The organism is Streptomyces sp. NPDC029138 (assembly GCF_055564375.1).
On the sequence record NZ_JBVHWM010000012.1, the window covers coordinates 1 to 16930 of the forward strand.

The 16930-nt window shown below is 71.8% G+C and carries 12 protein-coding genes; 6 read left to right on the forward strand and 6 right to left on the reverse strand.

The window, feature by feature from the left end; translation table 11 throughout:
• Positions 1-119: 119 nt before the first annotated feature.
• From ACZ4WH_RS13405 to ACZ4WH_RS13425, 5 genes are all read right to left on the reverse strand, one after another.
• Complete coding sequence (locus tag ACZ4WH_RS13405) at positions 120-4808, reverse strand: Rne/Rng family ribonuclease (protein WP_468179796.1); 4689 nt, start codon at positions 4806-4808, stop codon at positions 120-122.
• 262 nt (positions 4809-5070) lie between these two features.
• Entirely contained in the window at positions 5071-5841 is a 771-nt protein-coding gene (locus tag ACZ4WH_RS13410) for a TIGR03936 family radical SAM-associated protein (RefSeq protein ID WP_468179798.1), read from the reverse strand.
• Positions 5842-5887: 46 nt separating this feature from the next.
• A complete protein-coding gene (locus ACZ4WH_RS13415; RefSeq protein ID WP_468179800.1) occupies positions 5888-7000 on the reverse strand; it encodes a hypothetical protein in 1113 nt (370 codons plus the stop codon).
• 37 nt (positions 7001-7037) lie between these two features.
• On the reverse strand, positions 7038-7637 hold the full coding sequence (locus tag ACZ4WH_RS13420; protein WP_468179802.1) for a DUF3159 domain-containing protein: 600 nt from the start codon (positions 7635-7637) through the stop codon (positions 7038-7040).
• 217 nt (positions 7638-7854) lie between these two features.
• Positions 7855-8988 carry a glycosyltransferase gene (locus tag ACZ4WH_RS13425; RefSeq protein ID WP_468179804.1) on the reverse strand — a complete coding sequence of 378 codons (1134 nt, stop codon included), beginning with the start codon at positions 8986-8988 and terminating at the stop codon, positions 7855-7857.
• Between the two features lie 285 nt (positions 8989-9273).
• Here ACZ4WH_RS13425 and ACZ4WH_RS13430 point away from each other — a divergent pair, with 285 nt between their 5' ends.
• Entirely contained in the window at positions 9274-10005 is a 732-nt protein-coding gene (locus ACZ4WH_RS13430; RefSeq protein ID WP_468179805.1) for a hypothetical protein, read from the forward strand.
• 74 nt (positions 10006-10079) lie between these two features.
• On the opposite strand, the gene ACZ4WH_RS13435 is transcribed toward ACZ4WH_RS13430, so the two are convergent.
• A complete protein-coding gene (locus ACZ4WH_RS13435; protein WP_468179806.1) occupies positions 10080-11372 on the reverse strand; it encodes a vanadium-dependent haloperoxidase in 1293 nt (430 codons plus the stop codon).
• Between the two features lie 462 nt (positions 11373-11834).
• Here ACZ4WH_RS13435 and ACZ4WH_RS13440 point away from each other — a divergent pair, with 462 nt between their 5' ends.
• The 5 genes from ACZ4WH_RS13440 to ACZ4WH_RS13460 all read left to right on the forward strand — a co-directional run bounded on the left by ACZ4WH_RS13440 (position 11835) and on the right by ACZ4WH_RS13460 (position 16816).
• Positions 11835-12083 carry a hypothetical protein gene (locus tag ACZ4WH_RS13440; RefSeq protein WP_468179808.1) on the forward strand — a complete coding sequence of 83 codons (249 nt, stop codon included), beginning with the start codon at positions 11835-11837 and terminating at the stop codon, positions 12081-12083.
• A gap of 324 nt (positions 12084-12407) precedes the next feature.
• Positions 12408-13982 carry a recombinase family protein gene (locus tag ACZ4WH_RS13445; RefSeq protein WP_468179810.1) on the forward strand — a complete coding sequence of 525 codons (1575 nt, stop codon included), beginning with the start codon at positions 12408-12410 and terminating at the stop codon, positions 13980-13982.
• A 407-nt stretch (positions 13983-14389) separates the two neighbouring features.
• Positions 14390-14740 carry a hypothetical protein gene (locus ACZ4WH_RS13450; RefSeq protein WP_468179812.1) on the forward strand — a complete coding sequence of 117 codons (351 nt, stop codon included), beginning with the start codon at positions 14390-14392 and terminating at the stop codon, positions 14738-14740.
• A 779-nt stretch (positions 14741-15519) separates the two neighbouring features.
• Entirely contained in the window at positions 15520-15954 is a 435-nt protein-coding gene (locus ACZ4WH_RS13455) for a hypothetical protein (RefSeq protein WP_468179813.1), read from the forward strand.
• Between the two features lie 277 nt (positions 15955-16231).
• Positions 16232-16816, forward strand: coding sequence for a recombinase family protein (locus ACZ4WH_RS13460; RefSeq protein WP_274238907.1), 585 nt, complete (start codon positions 16232-16234; stop codon positions 16814-16816).
• Positions 16817-16930: the final 114 nt, after the last annotated feature.

Genomic DNA, 16930 nt, shown 5'->3' on the forward strand with positions numbered 1-16930 from the left:
CCTGCCCCGCTCTCCCCCCCCCCCCCTTCCCTCTCCCCCCCCCCCCCCCCCCCCCCCCCCCCCCCCCCCCCCCTCCCCCCCCCCCCCCCCCCCCCCCCCCCCCCCCCCCACTGCGGGCGTCAGCCCTCGTCGCCGGCGGTGGAGACCGTGGTGGTCTTCTTCGCCGTCGACTTCGCGGCGGCCGTCTTGGCGGTCTTCGTCGCCTTCTTGGCCGTCGTCTTCTTGGCGGCCGTCTTCTTGGCCGCGGTCTTCTTGGCGGCCGTCTTCTTCGCCGTGGCCTTCTTGGCCGCCGTCTTACGGGCGGTCTTCTTGGCCGGCGCGGCCTCCTCGGCGGCCGTTTCGGCGGCGGCCGCCTCCTCGGTCACCGGAGCCTCGGCAGCCGGTGCTTCCGCCGCAGGGGCCTCGGCAGCCGCGGCCGGGGCCTCAGCCGCCGGAGCCTCCTCCGCCGTGGCCTCCTCCGCCGTGGCCGACGGGACGACCACGACGGCCGCCTCCTCGGGCGCGGTCGGCGCGGTGGCCTTGCGCACGGCACGGCGGCGCGGGCGGGCCGGGGCGGCGGCACTCTCGGCCTCCGCCGACACCTCCACCGGCTTCTCGGCCGGAGCCTCGGCGACCGGAGCGGGCTGCTCCGCCGGGGCCTCCGCCGCGGGCGCGGTCTCGGGCACCGTCACCACGGCCGCCTCGGCGCCCGTGGGAGAGCCGGCCGGGGCCGACACCTTCCGGGTCGCCCGACGGCGCGTACGGCCCTTCGGCGCGGCCTCCTCGGCGGCCGGCGTCTCGGCCTGCGGCGCCGGAACCACCTGGTCCTCGACGGCCACGGGCTCGGCCAGCGCCTCGGCGGCCGGCTCCGGCCGCACCGGGCGCGCCGCCGCCTCCTCGGCGGTGACGTCCTGGGCGGTCGGAACCCCGGCCGCCGCGACCTGCTCGCTCGCGGCGGCCTTCTCGGTCCCAGCGGCCTTGTCGCTCGCGGCGGCCCGCTCGGCCTTGGGCGCACGCCCGGCCTTCTCCGCCTTCGGCGCGCCCGCCGGAGCGGACACCCGGCGGCTCGCCCGGCGCCGCGAACGGCCACGGGTGGCCGCCGCCTCCGCCTCGGCGACGCTGCTGTACAGCTCCTCGTCCGGCGCGAAGTCGGGCGCCGGCAGGGCCACCGGCTCGGCGACCTCGGCGGCCACCTCCACGGCGGTCTCCACCTCGGGCTCGACGGCCTCGCCGGTCTCCACGGCCACGGCGGCGGTCTCGTGCACATGCTCGTGCACGGGCTCCGACGCCTCGGCGCCCCGGCCGCGCTTCTTGCGCTTGCCGCCGCCACCGTTCGCGGTCGCCTGGTCCAGGTGGACGATGACTCCGCGCCCGTTGCAGTGGACACAGGTCTCGGAGAAGGACTCCAGCAGGCCCTGACCGACCCGCTTACGGGTCATCTGGACGAGGCCCAGCGAGGTCACTTCCGCGACCTGGTGCTTCGTACGGTCGCGGCCCAGGCACTCCAGCAGGCGGCGCAGCACCAGGTCCCGGTTCGACTCCAGGACCATGTCGATGAAGTCGATCACGATGATGCCGCCGAGGTCGCGCAGCCGCAGCTGACGCACGATCTCCTCGGCCGCCTCCAGGTTGTTCCTGGTGACCGTCTCCTCCAGGTTGCCGCCCTGGCCGGTGAACTTGCCGGTGTTGACGTCGATGACGACCATCGCCTCGGTCCGGTCGATCACCAGCGAACCGCCGCTGGGCAGCCAGACCTTGCGGTCCAGCGCCTTGGCGAGCTGCTCGTCGATCCGGTAGGTGGCGAAGACGTCGACCTCGGAGGTCCACCTCGACAGCCGGCCGGCCAGGTCCGGGGCGACGTGCGAGACGTACCCGTGGATCGTCTGCCAGGCCTCGTCACCGCTGACGATGACCTTGGAGAAGTCCTCGTTGAAGATGTCGCGCACGACCCGGACGGTCATGTCCGGCTCGCCGTACAGCAGCGTCGGCGCGTTGCCGCCGTTCTTGGCCTTCTTCTGGATGTCCTCCCACTGCGCCTGCAACCGCTCGACGTCCCGGCGCAGTTCGTCCTCGCTCGCGCCCTCGGCGGCGGTGCGCACGATGACGCCCGCGTCCTCGGGGACGATCTTCTTGAGGATGGTCTTCAGCCGGGCCCGCTCGGTGTCGGGCAGCTTGCGGCTGATGCCGGTCATCGAGCCCTCGGGGACGTACACGAGGTAACGGCCCGGCAGCGAGACCTGGCTGGTGAGCCGCGCGCCCTTGTGCCCGATCGGGTCCTTCGTCACCTGGACGAGGACGGACTGCCCGGACTTCAGCGCGGACTCGATACGGCGCGGCCCGTTGGCCATGCCGAGCGCCTCGAAGTTGACCTCACCGGCGTACAGGACCGCGTTGCGGCCCTTGCCGATGTCGATGAAGGCGGCCTCCATCGACGGCAGCACGTTCTGGACCTTGCCCAGGTAGACGTTGCCGACGTACGAGACCGCCTGCTCCTTGTTGACGTAGTGCTCGACGAGCACGCCGTCCTCCAGGACGCCGATCTGCGTACGGTCGCCGTGCTGGCGGACGACCATCACGCGCTCGACGGCCTCGCGGCGGGCCAGGAACTCGGCCTCGGTGATGATCGGAACGCGCCGGCGGCCCTGCTCACGGCCCTCCCGGCGGCGCTGCTTCTTGGCCTCCAGACGGGTGGAGCCCTTGATGGACTGCACCTCGTCGGACGGCTCGCTGGCCTTGCGCGGCTCGCGGACCTTGACGACCGTGCGCTCCGGGTCGTCCTCGGACGGCTCGGCGTCCACGGAGGTGTCACCGGCCCGACGACGACGGCGACGGCGACGGCGGCTGCTGGAGCTGGAGCCTCCGGGCTCCTCGCCGTGCGCCTCCTCGTCGTCCTCTTCCTCCTGCTCGGCGGTGTCCTCGGCGTCCTGCGCGGCCTGCTCGGCGGCCAGTTCATCGGCGTCGGCGTCCGCGCCCTCGCCGGACTCGCCCTCGCCCGCGTCACCGCGCCGGCGACGGCGTCCGCCACGGCGGCGGCGACGGCGCGAGCCGGACTCCTCGAAGCCCTCGGCGCCCTCGGTCTCGTCCCCCTCCTCGCCCTCGGCGAGGTCCTCGGCGTTCTCCGGGGCCTCCTCGGCCTCCTCCGGCTCCTCCTCGGCAGCGGCCTCGACCGGCTTGCTCTCCTCGGCGGCACCACGGCGACGCCGGCGCCGGCGGCCACCGGTCTCCACGCGCTCCTCCGGGTACTCCTCGGTCTCCTCCGCCTCGCCGGCCTCGTCGACCTCGGCGGCCTCGGCCGCCGCCTCGGCGGCGGCCCGCTCCGGGGTCTGGAACTTGGGCTCGGTGAACACCGGCGCCTGGAAGACGGCGACGGCGGGGCGGGCGGGCTGGCGCGGGGCGTCGGCCTCCTCCGGCTCGGCGGCCCGGGGAGCGGCGGACCGCGCGGGCTCGGCGAACCCGGACGCGGCGCGGACGGCCCGGCGCCGGGTCCGACGCGGCGCCCCGGCCTCGGTCTCGGCGGCCTGTGCGGGAGCCTGCGGCGCCTGGGCGGGCTGCTGGGTGGCGGGGGCCGGCTCGGTGGTGTGCGTGGTCGCGGGGATCTCCGGGGTGTGGGTGGCCACCGCGGCCTCGGCCTCTACGGCTTCCTCGGTGGCAGGGGTGGTGTCGGGCGCGGACACCCGACGGGTGGCGCGACGACGCGTACGGCGCGGAGCGGCTTCCTCGGCCGCGACGGCCTCCGGCGCCTCTTCAGCGGCCTTCGGCTCCGCTGCGGCGGGAGCCTCCTCGGCCTCTGCGGCTTCCTCGGTGCCGGGCGTGGTGTCGGGTGCGGACACCCGACGCGTGGCGCGACGACGCGTACGGCGCGGAGCGGCTTCCTCGGCCGCGACGGCCTCCGGCGCCTCTTCGGCGGCCTCGGCGGCCGGAGCGGCCTCCACCTCGGACACGGCCTCCGGCCGCGCCACCGGGGCGGCGGCCGGAGCCTCCTCGGCGCCCTTCGGGGCACCGGCGGGCGCGGACGCCCGGCGGGTGGCCCGACGACGCGGACGCGCGGCGGGAGCGGCTTCGGCGTCCTCGGCAGGGGCGGCGGGCTCCTGCGCGGTCCCGGCCTCGGCGGCAGCGGCCGTGGCGGACGCGGCGGCGGCCGGGACGACGGTCTCGGCGCCCTCGGCGGACGACGGCGCACCGGCGGGCGCGGACGCCCGGCGGGCCACACGGCGACGCGGACGCGCGGGAGCGGTCTCCTCGGCGGGAGCGGTGTCGGCGGCAGCGGCTTCCGTCACCGAAGCCTCGGCAGCAGCAGTCTCAGTGGCCACATCGACCTCAGCGGCACCGGCAGTCGGCGTCGACGCGCCGCGCGTGGCCCGGCGCCGGACGCGGCGCGGCGCGGCCTCCTCGCCGACGACGACCGCGCCGGCCTCGGGGACGGCGGCGGTCTGCTCCGGCTCGGCCGGTACGACGGTCTCGGCGGCCTCCGCGGACGCGGGCGAACCGGCGGGCGCGGACGCCCGGCGGGCGACCCGGCGACGCGGACGCGCGGCGGGAGCGGCTTCCTCGGCGGCAGCCGCCGGCACAGCCGCGGCGGCCTCTTCGGTCCCCTCCGCCTCGGCGATCTCGCCGGCCTCGACGGCCTCGGTGACGTCCTCGGTCACCTCGGTGACCTCGTCGGTCTCCGCGGCCGGTACGGCCGGCACGGTGACCTCCGCGGGCGCCTCCGCCGGCGCGGCGGGCGGGCCCGCCGGGCGAGAGGCGGCACGGCGACGCCTGCGCGGCGGCAGGGTGTCGCTGGGAGTGTTCAGTTCGGAACCCTCAGTGGGTTCGGTCGGTTCGAGCATGCGGGCGTTTCTCCCGTCAGGCTCCCGGGCGCCGCACCTGGTCCGGCGCCGGTCTCAGGGGACCGTCCGCCGTTGACGTCCGCGGCCCGCGCGATGCGCGATGGCCGCCGTCCGGGGCGCGGGCGCCGCACGGGAGCACTCTGTGTCCTGTCTCGCCGGTTCCGTACGCCTTGTCGGTACGGCCTGGCGAAAGTCTTCTGGTCGGTGCGCTGCCCGACCCAGGTGGCTCCCGAGTACGAGGGCGGCGCTACGACGTCCGTCCCTACGCGGGACCTTCCAGCGCCGTCGCGGCGGCGGCCGACTGGGCCGTCAGGGCCCCGGCAGCCTCGCGGTCGGGCGCGAGCGGGTCGGTCACCGTGCCGGTCTCTTCATCGAACAGCCCCTGCGCCAGCCTGGTCACCGCTGCGGGGACCGGCGGCGCCAGGTCGGCCACGGCGCGGAGACCGGACAGGACGTCGTCGGGTCGTACGGCAGGCGTCACGTGCCGAACAACCAGCCGCAGTATCGCACAGGGCTGGTCGCTCGGCCTATCAGCCGGCGTACCGTGCGTTTCCAGGCTCACCACGGCCGGGCGGGCGTCGAAGGTGCGGACGCCGTTCTTGGTCATCCGTTGCACCTCGACGGCGTCGGCCTTGGTGAAGGCCTCGACCGCGCGCTCGGCGTCGACCGGGTCGACGCCGTCCAGCCGCAGCTCCCAGACGGAGGCCGTCAGCCGGTCGGCGAGGCCCGAGGTCCGCGCCTCGACCGCCTCGACGACGTCGAGCCCGGCGGGCAGCGACTCGTCGAGGAGGACGCGCAGGGTCTCGGGATCGCGCGCTTCGGTGAGCGCGATCTCCAGGTACTCCGCCTCACTGCCCGTGCCGGTGGGTGCGGCATTGGCGTACGACACCTTCGGGTGCGGCGTGAACCCGGCCGAGTACGCCATGGGCACCTCGGCGCGGCGCAGCGCACGCTCGAAGGCGCGCTGGAAGTCTCGGTGGCTGGTGAACCTCAGGCGGCCGCGCTTGGTGTAGCGCAGTCGGATGCGCTGCACCGCGGGTGCGGGCGGCGGGCCTTCGGGCTGTCGCTTGCCCAGTGTCCTAGTCCTTCGTGAGTGCGGTCGTACTCCTACCAAGAGTACGTGTGTCGCGGGCCTCGGGTTCCCGCCGGTCCACCGCGACCGGTTGCCGGGGCTCGCCGAACAGCATCCGGCGGAAGTCCGCGCGGGCCTGCCGCACCGTGTCCCGGGCCGTGGTCAGCGCCTCCCGCGAGACCCGGCCCACCGCGCGCAGGCCCTCGGCGACGGGCCGCAGGACGGCGTCCCGTACGACGTGTCCGACCGGGGTGAGGACGGTCCGGTACACCCAGCGCACCGGCTCCACGAAGATCCACCGGAAGAGGGTCCCGAGTGCCCGCCCAACGGCCAGGGAGATCCGCCCGGCGACCCGCCAGGCGTGCCCGAGGGCCTCCCCCACCTCGCGCGCGACCACGGCCAGGAACCGGCCGACGGGCGCGAGCACCCAGCGCCACAGCGCGAGCGCGGGCAGCACGAACAGGACACGGGCGGTCCAGTACAGGGCCACGCCGACCCCGGTGACGAGCAGTCCCAGCAGCCACGCCAGTCCCCGTCCGCACCGGGCGACGGCCCGGCCGACGGGTGCCAGGACCCAGGTGTACAGCCACCGCGCGGGTACGACGAGCAGGTACCGCACCAGCCAGGCGACGGCCGTGTACGCCCCGACACCGAGGGCGGCCAGCACCGCGCCGATGCCCTTGAGCAGCCAGGCCACCGCGTGCCCGACCGGGGTGAGCAGGCGCGCGTACACCCACGCGAGCCCGGCACCGGCCCCGCGCGCCAGCCAGGCGAGGGCGTGCCCGACGGGGGTGAGGACGTACTGGTGGAGCCACACGGCCGGTACCACGACGAGGACGTTCCCGAGCCAGGCGAGGGCCGTGCCGGCGGGTACCAGGACGTACCGCCACAGGCCCACGAGCGGCCACACGAACACGGCCCGGCCGGCCCACAGCAGGGCCCGCCCGAGCGGCCTGAACAGGGTGTCCCGCAGAAACCGCCCGGTGACGACGAGCGTGTCCCACACCATCCGCACCGGCACGACCAGCACCAGGACGACGATCCGCACCGGGAGGCGGACGGCGACGACGAGGCATCCTTCGGGCCGGTGGGTCGCGGGCGGCGGCTTCTGGAGGTCCATACAGGGGTAGACGCGCGCACCGCCCGTTCGGATCCGGTCAGGTGACGCGCGCTTTGTAGGACTCCGGATAGCGTTCCGTGAACCTGACGGCCACGACCAGCAGGGCGATGGGGACGACCCAGTTGAACCAGTCGTCCTGGGACGGGTACCGGACGGCCAGCCAGGTGGAGACCGTCATCAGGGCGAAGGCCCCGCCCCACAAGGCGGTCAGGACCCGGTTGATGTGCCGGAAGACGGGCGAGTCCCAGAACTCCCGGGGCGTCTGTTCCCGGGCGTACTGCGCGGTGAACGGGTCGCTGAGCAGCGAGCCGAGCGCCACGACGGCCACCAGCCCGTTCGAGATGACCTGGGCGTACGTCTCCAGCCAGGCGAGTTCCCCGCGGTTCAGGGCCAGTGCCAGGACCGAGAGCACGGCGAAGAACACGATGCCGGTCACGTCGAGGACGCGAAGTGTGCCGTGCAGCATGTCCTGCGCCGACAGGACGATCGAGGCGACCAGTGCGGCGAGGGCCGCGTACTCCCAGGTGCTGGGACTGGCGACCACCCCGAAGATGATCCACGGGGCGAACGAGAAGAAGACACCACCGGGGCTGACGGGCTTCTTGACCGGGGTCTTCGTCGCCGTCTGCTGAGCCATGGGGGCCTCCCGTCGGGTCGCGCGGCCACCCCCCTGCTTCCTCCTATCGTGCCGCCGGGAGACCGCCCGCCGCCCGTCGTACGGCGTCACGCCCGTCGCCGGCCGGATCACCACCCCGCCGCTGATCACCGCCCCGCCGCGAGCGGTTCTCTCCGGGCGCGTCACGGGACCGGCTGGGCACCGTCCTGGCCTCGCTCCAGCGCCGCGCCCGGGCGTGTCACCTCCTGCGGTTCCGGCCGGACCGCTGCCGTCGACCGGGCGAGGCGGGCACGGGGACGGAGGTGACGTGCGGTGCCGAGAACCGCCGGTTGGCGATCACCTGTTGGCGGATGGCCTCCGGCAGGTCCGGCAGGGCGAGCAGCAGGTCGCAGGCGCGTACGGCGGCGGTGTGGTCGCCGATCCAGTGGGCGGTGATGGAGAACTCGAACAGCAGCCCCCAGCGGTACACCCAGGACCGGGTGAAGAGCAGGTCGTCGGGTTCCGTCCGGCCGATCACCTGGGCGAGGAGGGCGTGCGCGGTACGGTGTCTGCCCTTCACCCGCAGCCGGGACGCCAACTCGTAGACGGCTTCGAGCCGTTGGGGCCGCGCCTCCCAGGCCCTGCTGAACGCGTCCATCGCGCCGGGCCAGTCGTCGGCGCTTTCCGCCCGCAGGATTCCGGACTCCAGCAGGGAGACGTAGACCTCCTCGGGCCAACCGCCCATCGCGGCGCGGCGTTCGTAGAGGGCGACGGCCTCCTCGGTGTGTCCGAGGTCGCGTTCGGTGTTGGCCAGGTAGAAGACGGTGCGTGGGTTGTCGGGGTCGCGGTCGAGTTCGCGGCGCAGCAGCCGGGCGTCCCGCTCGAACTTCTCGGCGCGGCAACCTCCGTCGGCGTGGTCCTCGATGACCAGCGCGTCCAGGTTCTCCTGGGTGTCGGGGGCGTCGGTGCACGGGTACTCGTGGGTGACGCCCTCGTAACGCCATTCCAGGTCACCGCGCATGAGGTGCTTGAACCGGTGCTGGGTGCCGGGAGTGTCGTAGCGCAGCATGTACGACGTCGCGGTGAGCCTCGGCAGCGCGGCGTCCTGGCGCAGTACGTGGTCGGCGTCGAGGGTGAGCAGGTAGTCGGCCCTGCCGCGGGCGCGGCGGATGTTGCTGGTGCGGTTGTGCCCGAAGTCGACCCACTCCTCCTCGACGAGTTCGCCGGGGATGCCGTCCAGCACCTTGCGGATCAGTTCCTGGGTGCCGTCGGTGGACCCGGTGTCGGAGATGACCCAGGTGTCGATGAGCGGCCGTACCGACGTCAGACAGCGCTCGATGACGAGGGACTCGTTCTTGACGATCATGCACAGGCACAGGGTCTGCGGCTTCACGGCGGCCAATGTGGCACATGTCCCTCGCCGGGCCGCCGCTCCACGCGCGGTGCCGGTGCCGAGGGACCCCGAATGGCCGTGCGATGGGGCGATCGGGTGACAGAGAGTAAACAATGCCCCATCAGACGGCATGGATTCGTCCGACTTGGGGATAAAAGGCCCCTTTTGGCTCGCCCGAATCGGCCGGTCCCGAAGGTTCGGGTCACGCTCGCACTGGAGTCCGGGATCTCCCCCGGACAAGAGTCCGGACCTCACCCGGACCGCTTCGAGTCAAGGAGCACGACTATGAGTCCTGACCACAGGACGTCCCTGCTCGGGCCACTGGCCCGGGACAGGGTCAGGAAGGCCGGGATGCTGGCCTCGCTCGCCCTGGTCCTCGCCGCCGGAGTGGCCAGCCCCGCCGCCGCGGCGGCCCAGAGCATGAGCGGCCGGGCGGCCGCCACGGCCCACACGGCGGGCGGCGAGGGGTGCGACGATCACTCCCACCACGTTCCGAAGGCCCCGGCCACGTCCCCCCGCGCGGGCGGCGGCGACGACGGCTCGTGCCCGACGACCGGGCCCACCGGCTCCACGGGCCCGACCGGACCCACCGGCTCCACGGGCGCCACGGGACCGACCGGCTCCACCGGGCCGACCGGCTCCACCGGACCGGGCGGGCCGTGCTCCGACATCGACGCGGTCCAGTTCAACAACAACTACGAGCTACGGGCCGCGCTCACCGGCGGCCGGACCTACGCGGGCATCCGGGACATCAGCGGTGCCGTGCCCGGCTTCCTGTGGACCGATCTGAGCAACCTGCCCAACTATCCGAGCACGGCCTGCGGCGTCGCCATCAACGAACACAGCAACGCTCCCGACAGTGTCAAGATCGACGTACTGACCACCAGCGGGCAGGTCTGGGAAACGACCTGTTCGGAAACCAACTCCCCGCCCCCGCCCCCGATCCATCCCATCCTGACCTGTACCAACCCCTGGGTCCTCCAGCACTCCCCGACCCCGGACGCCGTCAACGGCTAGCGCTCCCCCACCGCACCCGAGCCTCCTCCCCCGGGAGGAGGCTCGCCCCGCCGCGTCACTCCGCTGCCCCTCGTTCAGTCCGTGTCGCCGCCGCACTCCGGCTCGGCCGGCCTCGGCGGGGACGGCTGGGTGGCCTTCCTGGCAACCGGCTGGAAGTAGTGGTCCAGCGCCCAGGCGGCCACGTGGGTGCCGGCCCGGCAGCCCGCCACGTCCGCCGTGCGGGAGTGGACGCCACCCCATACACGGGCGTCGACGACATCCCGGTTGAGGTCGTCGGCGGACCCGTAGAACCGCGTGGTGCCGGTGACCTCGGAGTGGACGTAGAGGTCGATGCGCGAGGTGCCGAGAACACCGGTCAGGGCGCGTGCCACGGCAGCGGCGACGGTCGTATGACCGGCGATGTGATCCGGGTGAGGTGGGGTGAGGAGCAGCGGCTCCCAGGCCGGGTCCGCCGTCGTCGCGGGGTTGCCGTCGGTGTCGGCGAGGCGGATGGCGGTGATCGGCCGCCAGAAGCCGTAGTGGAGCTTGGCGTCCCACGCGGTGACGACGGCATCGGTCGCCGCCGCGTTCACCGCCGCGAACAGCCGGGCCGTCTCGGCGATGCCGAGCCGGTGCCGGGCCGCGTGGTCTCGCACGGCTGTCTGGACCTGCTCGACCAGGTTGCCACTGAAGAAGAGGGCGGTCTCGGTCTGCCGCGCGCTCCTGCCCGAGCCGGTCTTCGCACCCATGGCCTTCAGCTCCTGGACGTCCTCGGCGTATGCGGCCGAGGAGAGCGCGGGCGGTCCGCCGGGGCGGAACTGCCGCGGGGAGACGAGCAGGAGGGGGCGGAGCCTGGCGAGCCAGGTGTCGATGAAGGGCTGGAACCCGGGCGGGGTGGGCCGCCAGACCCCCGGTGCCGGGGAAGCGGTGAAAGGCACGTCCGCGAACCTGCCGTCCTCCTCCCGGAGTTCGATGATGCGGGCGGCAGCGCGCCGGCCGTAGTCAACGCCCCGGTCTCTGGCCCGACCGGCCGGAAGAGCGGCGAGCGAGTCCGCGTAGGCGGTGTCGAGCCGCTCCCTGAAGGCAGGGAAGTAGGTGAGCAGCACGTCGTGGGCCGCGGTGGCGGCGGCCGCCGCGGAGGAGGCCTCGGCCGGACCGAGCCCGTGCCATTCGTACAGGGTGTAGCCGCCTTCGATCCCCACCACGGCGTTGTACACGGCGACGGAGACGAACCCCTCCCAGATCGCCACCTGCCCGGAAGGGCGCGGACCGAGGCTGCTCGTGATCGTGTCGGTGGCGATGGCGTTCCACTCGCGGACCACGGCTGCCGGATCCGCCGCGGTCCGGGTGTCCGGGTCGGGGGGACGTGTGGCGGCGGTGAGCGTCACGAGGGCGATGGCCGCGACGGTACAGAGGATCGACCGGACAGACGAACGCGGAGGAGCGGCAAGAGGGGGCTCTTGAGGCACGGCGTGCTCCCTGGAGTCGGGGGGTGCCCAAGGCGTAACAGCGGCCCGGTGTGTGAGCAAGACAACGCGCCGCCGAACGCCGACGTGCATCTGCTCATGGGCCGTCTGGTGAACGGGATCCTGGATCGCGTCGCGGCCTGGTCCCCATGCCGTGCGTGAGACATCGCACGCCCAGGAAGTCAATCCGCCCCCCGCACCGGCGGGTTGGGACCTCGCACTCCTTCCTCAACCGCACGGGCTCACTGAGCGGTGTGCCGTGGACCGCGGTCGGCCCACGCCGACGTGGCCCCCAAAAGCGCATTCCGATCCGGCCCGGGGGTGGCTCACCCGCTCGGATGCGCTCGGCGAGCAACTGGTCGCGGGGGTGTGCATGGTGAGTTCATGAACACAACACCTCACTCCAAGAAGGCCGTTTCCCGGATTCCGCGACTGTTCGCGGTGAGCGCCGCCGTGGGCATCGTATGTGCGACGGGGGTGGCGACTGCCACGTCCGCCGTGGCAGCGACGCCCGCTACGCACGTCGTCACGAAGGCCGCCCCAGCCTACGGCCACGGCGGCGGTGGCGGTGGCGGTGGCGACGAGTTCCAGTGCGGCAACGGCCTCCTGCCCATCCTCAACTTCTGCAACTGACGGACAGACCACGGCAGTTCCTGCCCGTCGCCCGCACAACCGCACATGTCAACTCCACCCGACGCAGGGCGGTCAGGAACAGGGACAGGATCCCTCTTCCCGGCCGCCCTGCCGACCATGTCCGACGGTCTGCGCCCACTGCTCCGGCCGGTGCGAGGAAACCTCACTCACGTCAGTGCGCGTGACCGCTCGAAGCCGGCGCCGGGCCGCCGTTCTTGACCGTCAGGGGGAGCAGCTTCTTACCCGTCGGGCCGGTCTGGATGCGGGTGTCCATCTGAGGCCATAACGAAACAGCTCCACATCCAGCCTGTACGCTCCGCGACCATGAAGACGTACGACATCGAGAGCGAGTGGACCGCCTCGGACCTGGCCCTCCTTGAGGATCTGAAGCGGGCGGAGGCTCTGCTCCCCGAGGACGCTCCACGGGCACTCCTCTCCGTCCGCCTGTCCGTACTTACGGAGGACACGACATCGCCGGTGCGGCAGGAACTCGACCTGCGTCTCCTGGCCAGAGAGAAGGGGTATCGCGTCGTCGGCGTCGCCTCCGATCTCAACGTGTCGGCGACGAAGGTTCCGCCGTGGAAGCGGAAGGAGCTCGGCGAGTGGCTCAACAACCGGGCCCCGGAGTTCGATGCTCTGCTCTTCTGGAAGCTTGACCGCTTCATCCGTCGCATGACGGACCTGTCCACGATGATCGAGTGGTGCGAGCGGTACGGGAAGAACCTCGTGTCGAAGAACGACGCGATCGACCTCAGCACGACCGTGGGCCGGATCATGGTCACGCTCATCGGCGGCATCGCGGAGATCGAGGCGGCGAACACGTCGACCCGCGTCACGTCGCTGTGGGACTACGCCCGCACGCAGGACTCGTGGCTCGTCGGTAAGCCGACGTACGGATACGTCACGACGAAGGTGGACGGTAAACCCGCGCTCGCCATCGAGCCGAGCGCACACAAGGCACTGCACTGGGCCCGGCGCATGGCGCTCCGGGGCGTCTCCGCCCGACGTATGGCCCTCTGTCTCGTCCGCTCCGGACTCATGTCGGCAGGACTCACCACGTCGACTCTCCTCCGACGCCTTCGTAACCCCGCGCTCATGGGCTACCGGGTCGAGGAGAACAAGCAGGGCGGGAAGCGGCGGAGCAGGCTCGTCCTCGGTAACGATGGCAAGCCGATGCGAGTCGGCCCCCCGATCTTCACCAAGGAGGAGTTCGAGACCCTTCAAGCGGCACTCGACCAACGGGGTAAGAGCCAGCCCACCCGACAGGCGGGCGGAGCGACCCAGTTCCTCGGCGTACTCATCTGCGTCGACTGCTCGACCAACATGACCGTGCAGAAGAACATGAGCAACGGCCGGAGCTACACCTACCTGCGCTGCGGGAAGTGCAAGGGCGGCGGGCTCGGCGCACCCAACCCGCAGGACGTGTACGACGTCCTCGTGGGCGATGTACTGCGGGTCCTCGGTGACTTCCCCGTCCAGGTCCGGGAGTACGCGAAGGGAGCCGAGGCGCGCGCCGAGGTGAAGCGGCTCGAAGACGCCATCTCCTACTACATGGCGGAGCTCGAACCAGAGGGCCGCTTCTCGAAGACGCGGTTCACTCGCGAGCGGGCGGAGAAGACGCTCGACAAGCTCACGGAAGAGTTGAACGCCATCGATCCCGAGACCACGCAAGACCGTTGGGTCCTCGTGCATAACGGCAAGACCTTCCGGGAGATGTGGGAAGCGGGCGGCATGGAGGCCATGGCCGAGGACCTGCGCCGGGTGGGCGTCACGTGCGAGGTGACCCGTACGAAGGTCAAGGGGGTGCGCGCCCCGTCCGTACACCTGCGACTGAAGATCCCGCGCGACGTCCGCGAACGCCTGGTCATCAAGGGTGACGACTTCGCAGCAAGGCTCTGACGAGGAAGTAGGGACAGACATCTCCGGGCGGCTCGACCAGCCAGGCCCGGAGGTGGTCCGGCTTGACGGCCGGCCCGGGCTCCGGATAGGAAGACTCTTCCGCTCCTTCTGGGAGCGGACACCGTAGCTCCCGCCGTTCAGCGGCGGTAGAGCTGGCCACTCCGCGAGAGGCCGCGATCCCGAGGGGCTCGCAGGGACGTCGAGGACATCCCGAAGCGCAGGACGGTACTGCGCGACTTCCACCCGATGCTGAGGCGCGGCTCCGTGCTGCCCTCGGCCAGCGCCAGGAGTCGCCAGCCCTTGAACATCACGATCGAAGTCGTCTGGACCTGTGAGGTCTGCGCGTCGCCTCTTGTCGACAACGAAGCGCACGAGTGCAGCCGCTCCCCGCAGGGAGGGGGTAGCCGGTGACGATCAGCTTCGGCCACAACCGCCCGTGGGGTGGTGTCTCCCAGCACGAGTACCGGCGCATGGCGCAGCACCCCGGGCACCCTCTCGCCTACCGCGTCCACTTCGCCGCCATCGGTTGGGCAGACCGGCAAGGACACGCAGCCTTCGAGCCCGGCCGGCTGGCCGTGCTGCTGGGCAAGGAGGGCAAACCACTGTCCGACCAGAGCACCCGCAACGCGGTGGCCCGCGCCAAGGAACTAGACCTCGTGTCGTCCCGTTCCGGGGCCGCGTGCCTTGTGCTTCCGTCTCACCTGTTCCAGAAGGGCAAGGGCGCGCCGGTCCCCTGCCGCCTCCACCAGGATCGGTGAGTACACGCGCTGCGTGTAGTCAGAGCACGTCCGGGGTGTACCGGCACAGCCTCCGACCTGCGAAAACCTTCGCGCCCTCTCTTATCTATTTGGCCCAGTCCGGCCTCTGTCGAGGCCGACTGAAGGAAGCAGCCTGCTTCAAGGGAAAGTAGGGGCGCGGCAGCGCCCTCACTAGGGAAAGACAACGGCGCAGAGAAAGGCAGCAAGGTGCGGCCTCCCGGCCGCCACAGTCGCAGTACTCAACGACAGTGCGGCCCCGGAGGGGGCCGACAGGAGCAAGCCCTAGGGGGGCGCTGCCGCGCCCCGCAGGTACAGCCGTTAGGCCCTGTTCCTTGCAGCTTTCCGCCGCTGCGAGCAAGGCAGGGTAGGCCTGTGACCAGGCCATACACTCTCGCCGTGGCAGCCTGCGGGCAGGGCAGACGGACCCTGGAACCGTGGCGGAACCTTGGCTGCTATGACATGGCGGTCGGGCTTGCCCCCTTCGGGGGGTCATACCCCACCCCCTGCCCCTGCCGTCACGTCTGCCTGCCATCGACAGGCGGACGGCTGTGCGCTGGCGTGAGCGCCAGACGGGGCGCACGCCTGGCCTTGCCCGTCGAACACCGGGGCAGGCCGCGAGACGGGCGCGAAGCGCCTTGCTGTGGACGAAGGGGCAAGTGTCTGCACGCACTTCTTTGGTCCCCGCCCACCAGGGTCTTCTGGCCCACGGAATACCAGGTTGATTCAGCTCCACCCCGGGTGCTCCAGTTGGCACCGCACGAAAGGTAGGACCCATCCGTATGACGAACTCACCGCCTGAACGCACCCTCATCTACGCCGTCGATCTGACCCCCGAGAACGTCCGCGCCCTGGAGACGTTCCTCAACGCGCAGTTGGGGCGAGTGTCCGAGGATGTCGGTGAGACCGGCGAGACCTCTTTCGCGATGCGGTCCCTGCTCATCCTGGTCAGCGACTCAGCGGGCTTCCTGCACCAACTCCTCACGGTGGAGCGGCCCGAGCCGTGGCAGCGGGCTGCGATCGTGCGTGAGTGGCAGCGGCTACGCAGCACCGCCCTCGACTTCAACCACTGCGACGGCTACGACTACGACCGCTGGTGGAAGCAGATACGGCACTACGACGCCGCCGACGAAGCCGCCGAGCAGGAGCGAATCCGTCACTTCGCCACCCTGTACCCCTGGACGGACGATGAAGCTGACCAGGGCAAGGAGGATTAGCGAGACGCTCTGCCCCCTACCAGTGGAGTCACCCGATCAGAGTGGGGGCAGTAGAACTTGGAGCCCTGGTCCCAAAAGAAGTGCGTACTGACGGGCAAGCGTCCCGACGGGTGCGACAGTCGCCCCACACAGGCAAGCGTGGACCGTCTCGAAAACCAAGGTTTGTGAGACGAGAGACGGAGCGCCCCTCACAGGGGCACAGCCCTGTTCAAAACCCGTCTCGAAATCCCCGCCTCGGACTTGATCTTTTGAGACGAGTTCTGAGACAGTTCGTGCCATGACGACGAACACGATCACTGGCCAGCTCATCGGTTACGCCCGCGTCTCCACTGACGACCAGGAAGCGCAGCTTCAGCGCGACGCGCTGACGGCCGCAGGGTGCGTCCGCATCTTCGAGGACAAGGCCAGTGGGAAGAGCACCGACCGGCCGGAACTGACGGCCGTACTGGACTACGCCCGACCGGGCGACGTCCTGTGCGTGTGGAAGCTTGACCGGCTCGGCCGGTCGCTCATCGACCTTGTGTCCATCGTCGACGGCCTGCGCGAGCGCGGCATAGGTTTCCGCGTGCTCGACGGTGCGCTCTCCTCTGTCGACACCACGTCGGCCGACGGACGCCTGTTCTTCCAGATCATCGCGGCCATGGCGGAGTTCGAGCGGTCGCTCATCAAGGACCGCACGCGGGCCGGACTGGAAGCAGCCAAGGCGCAGGGCCGTACCGGCGGCCGGCCGTCTGTGGTGGACGAGGACGTACTCACCGTGGCCCGTGCCAGGAAGGCCAAGGGCGAGAGCGTCAGCGCCATCGCTAAGGCCCTCGGCGTCTCCCGCGCCACGCTGTACCGACACCTGGGAGAGAGCGCCTGAGACAGGCGCACAGCAGTTCAGACAGGCCCTCGGCTCTACGGCCGGGAGCCGTTGTCGTGCGTGGACGTACAACACTGTCCGACGGCTGCAACGATGCTGGCCCCTGCGGACCCA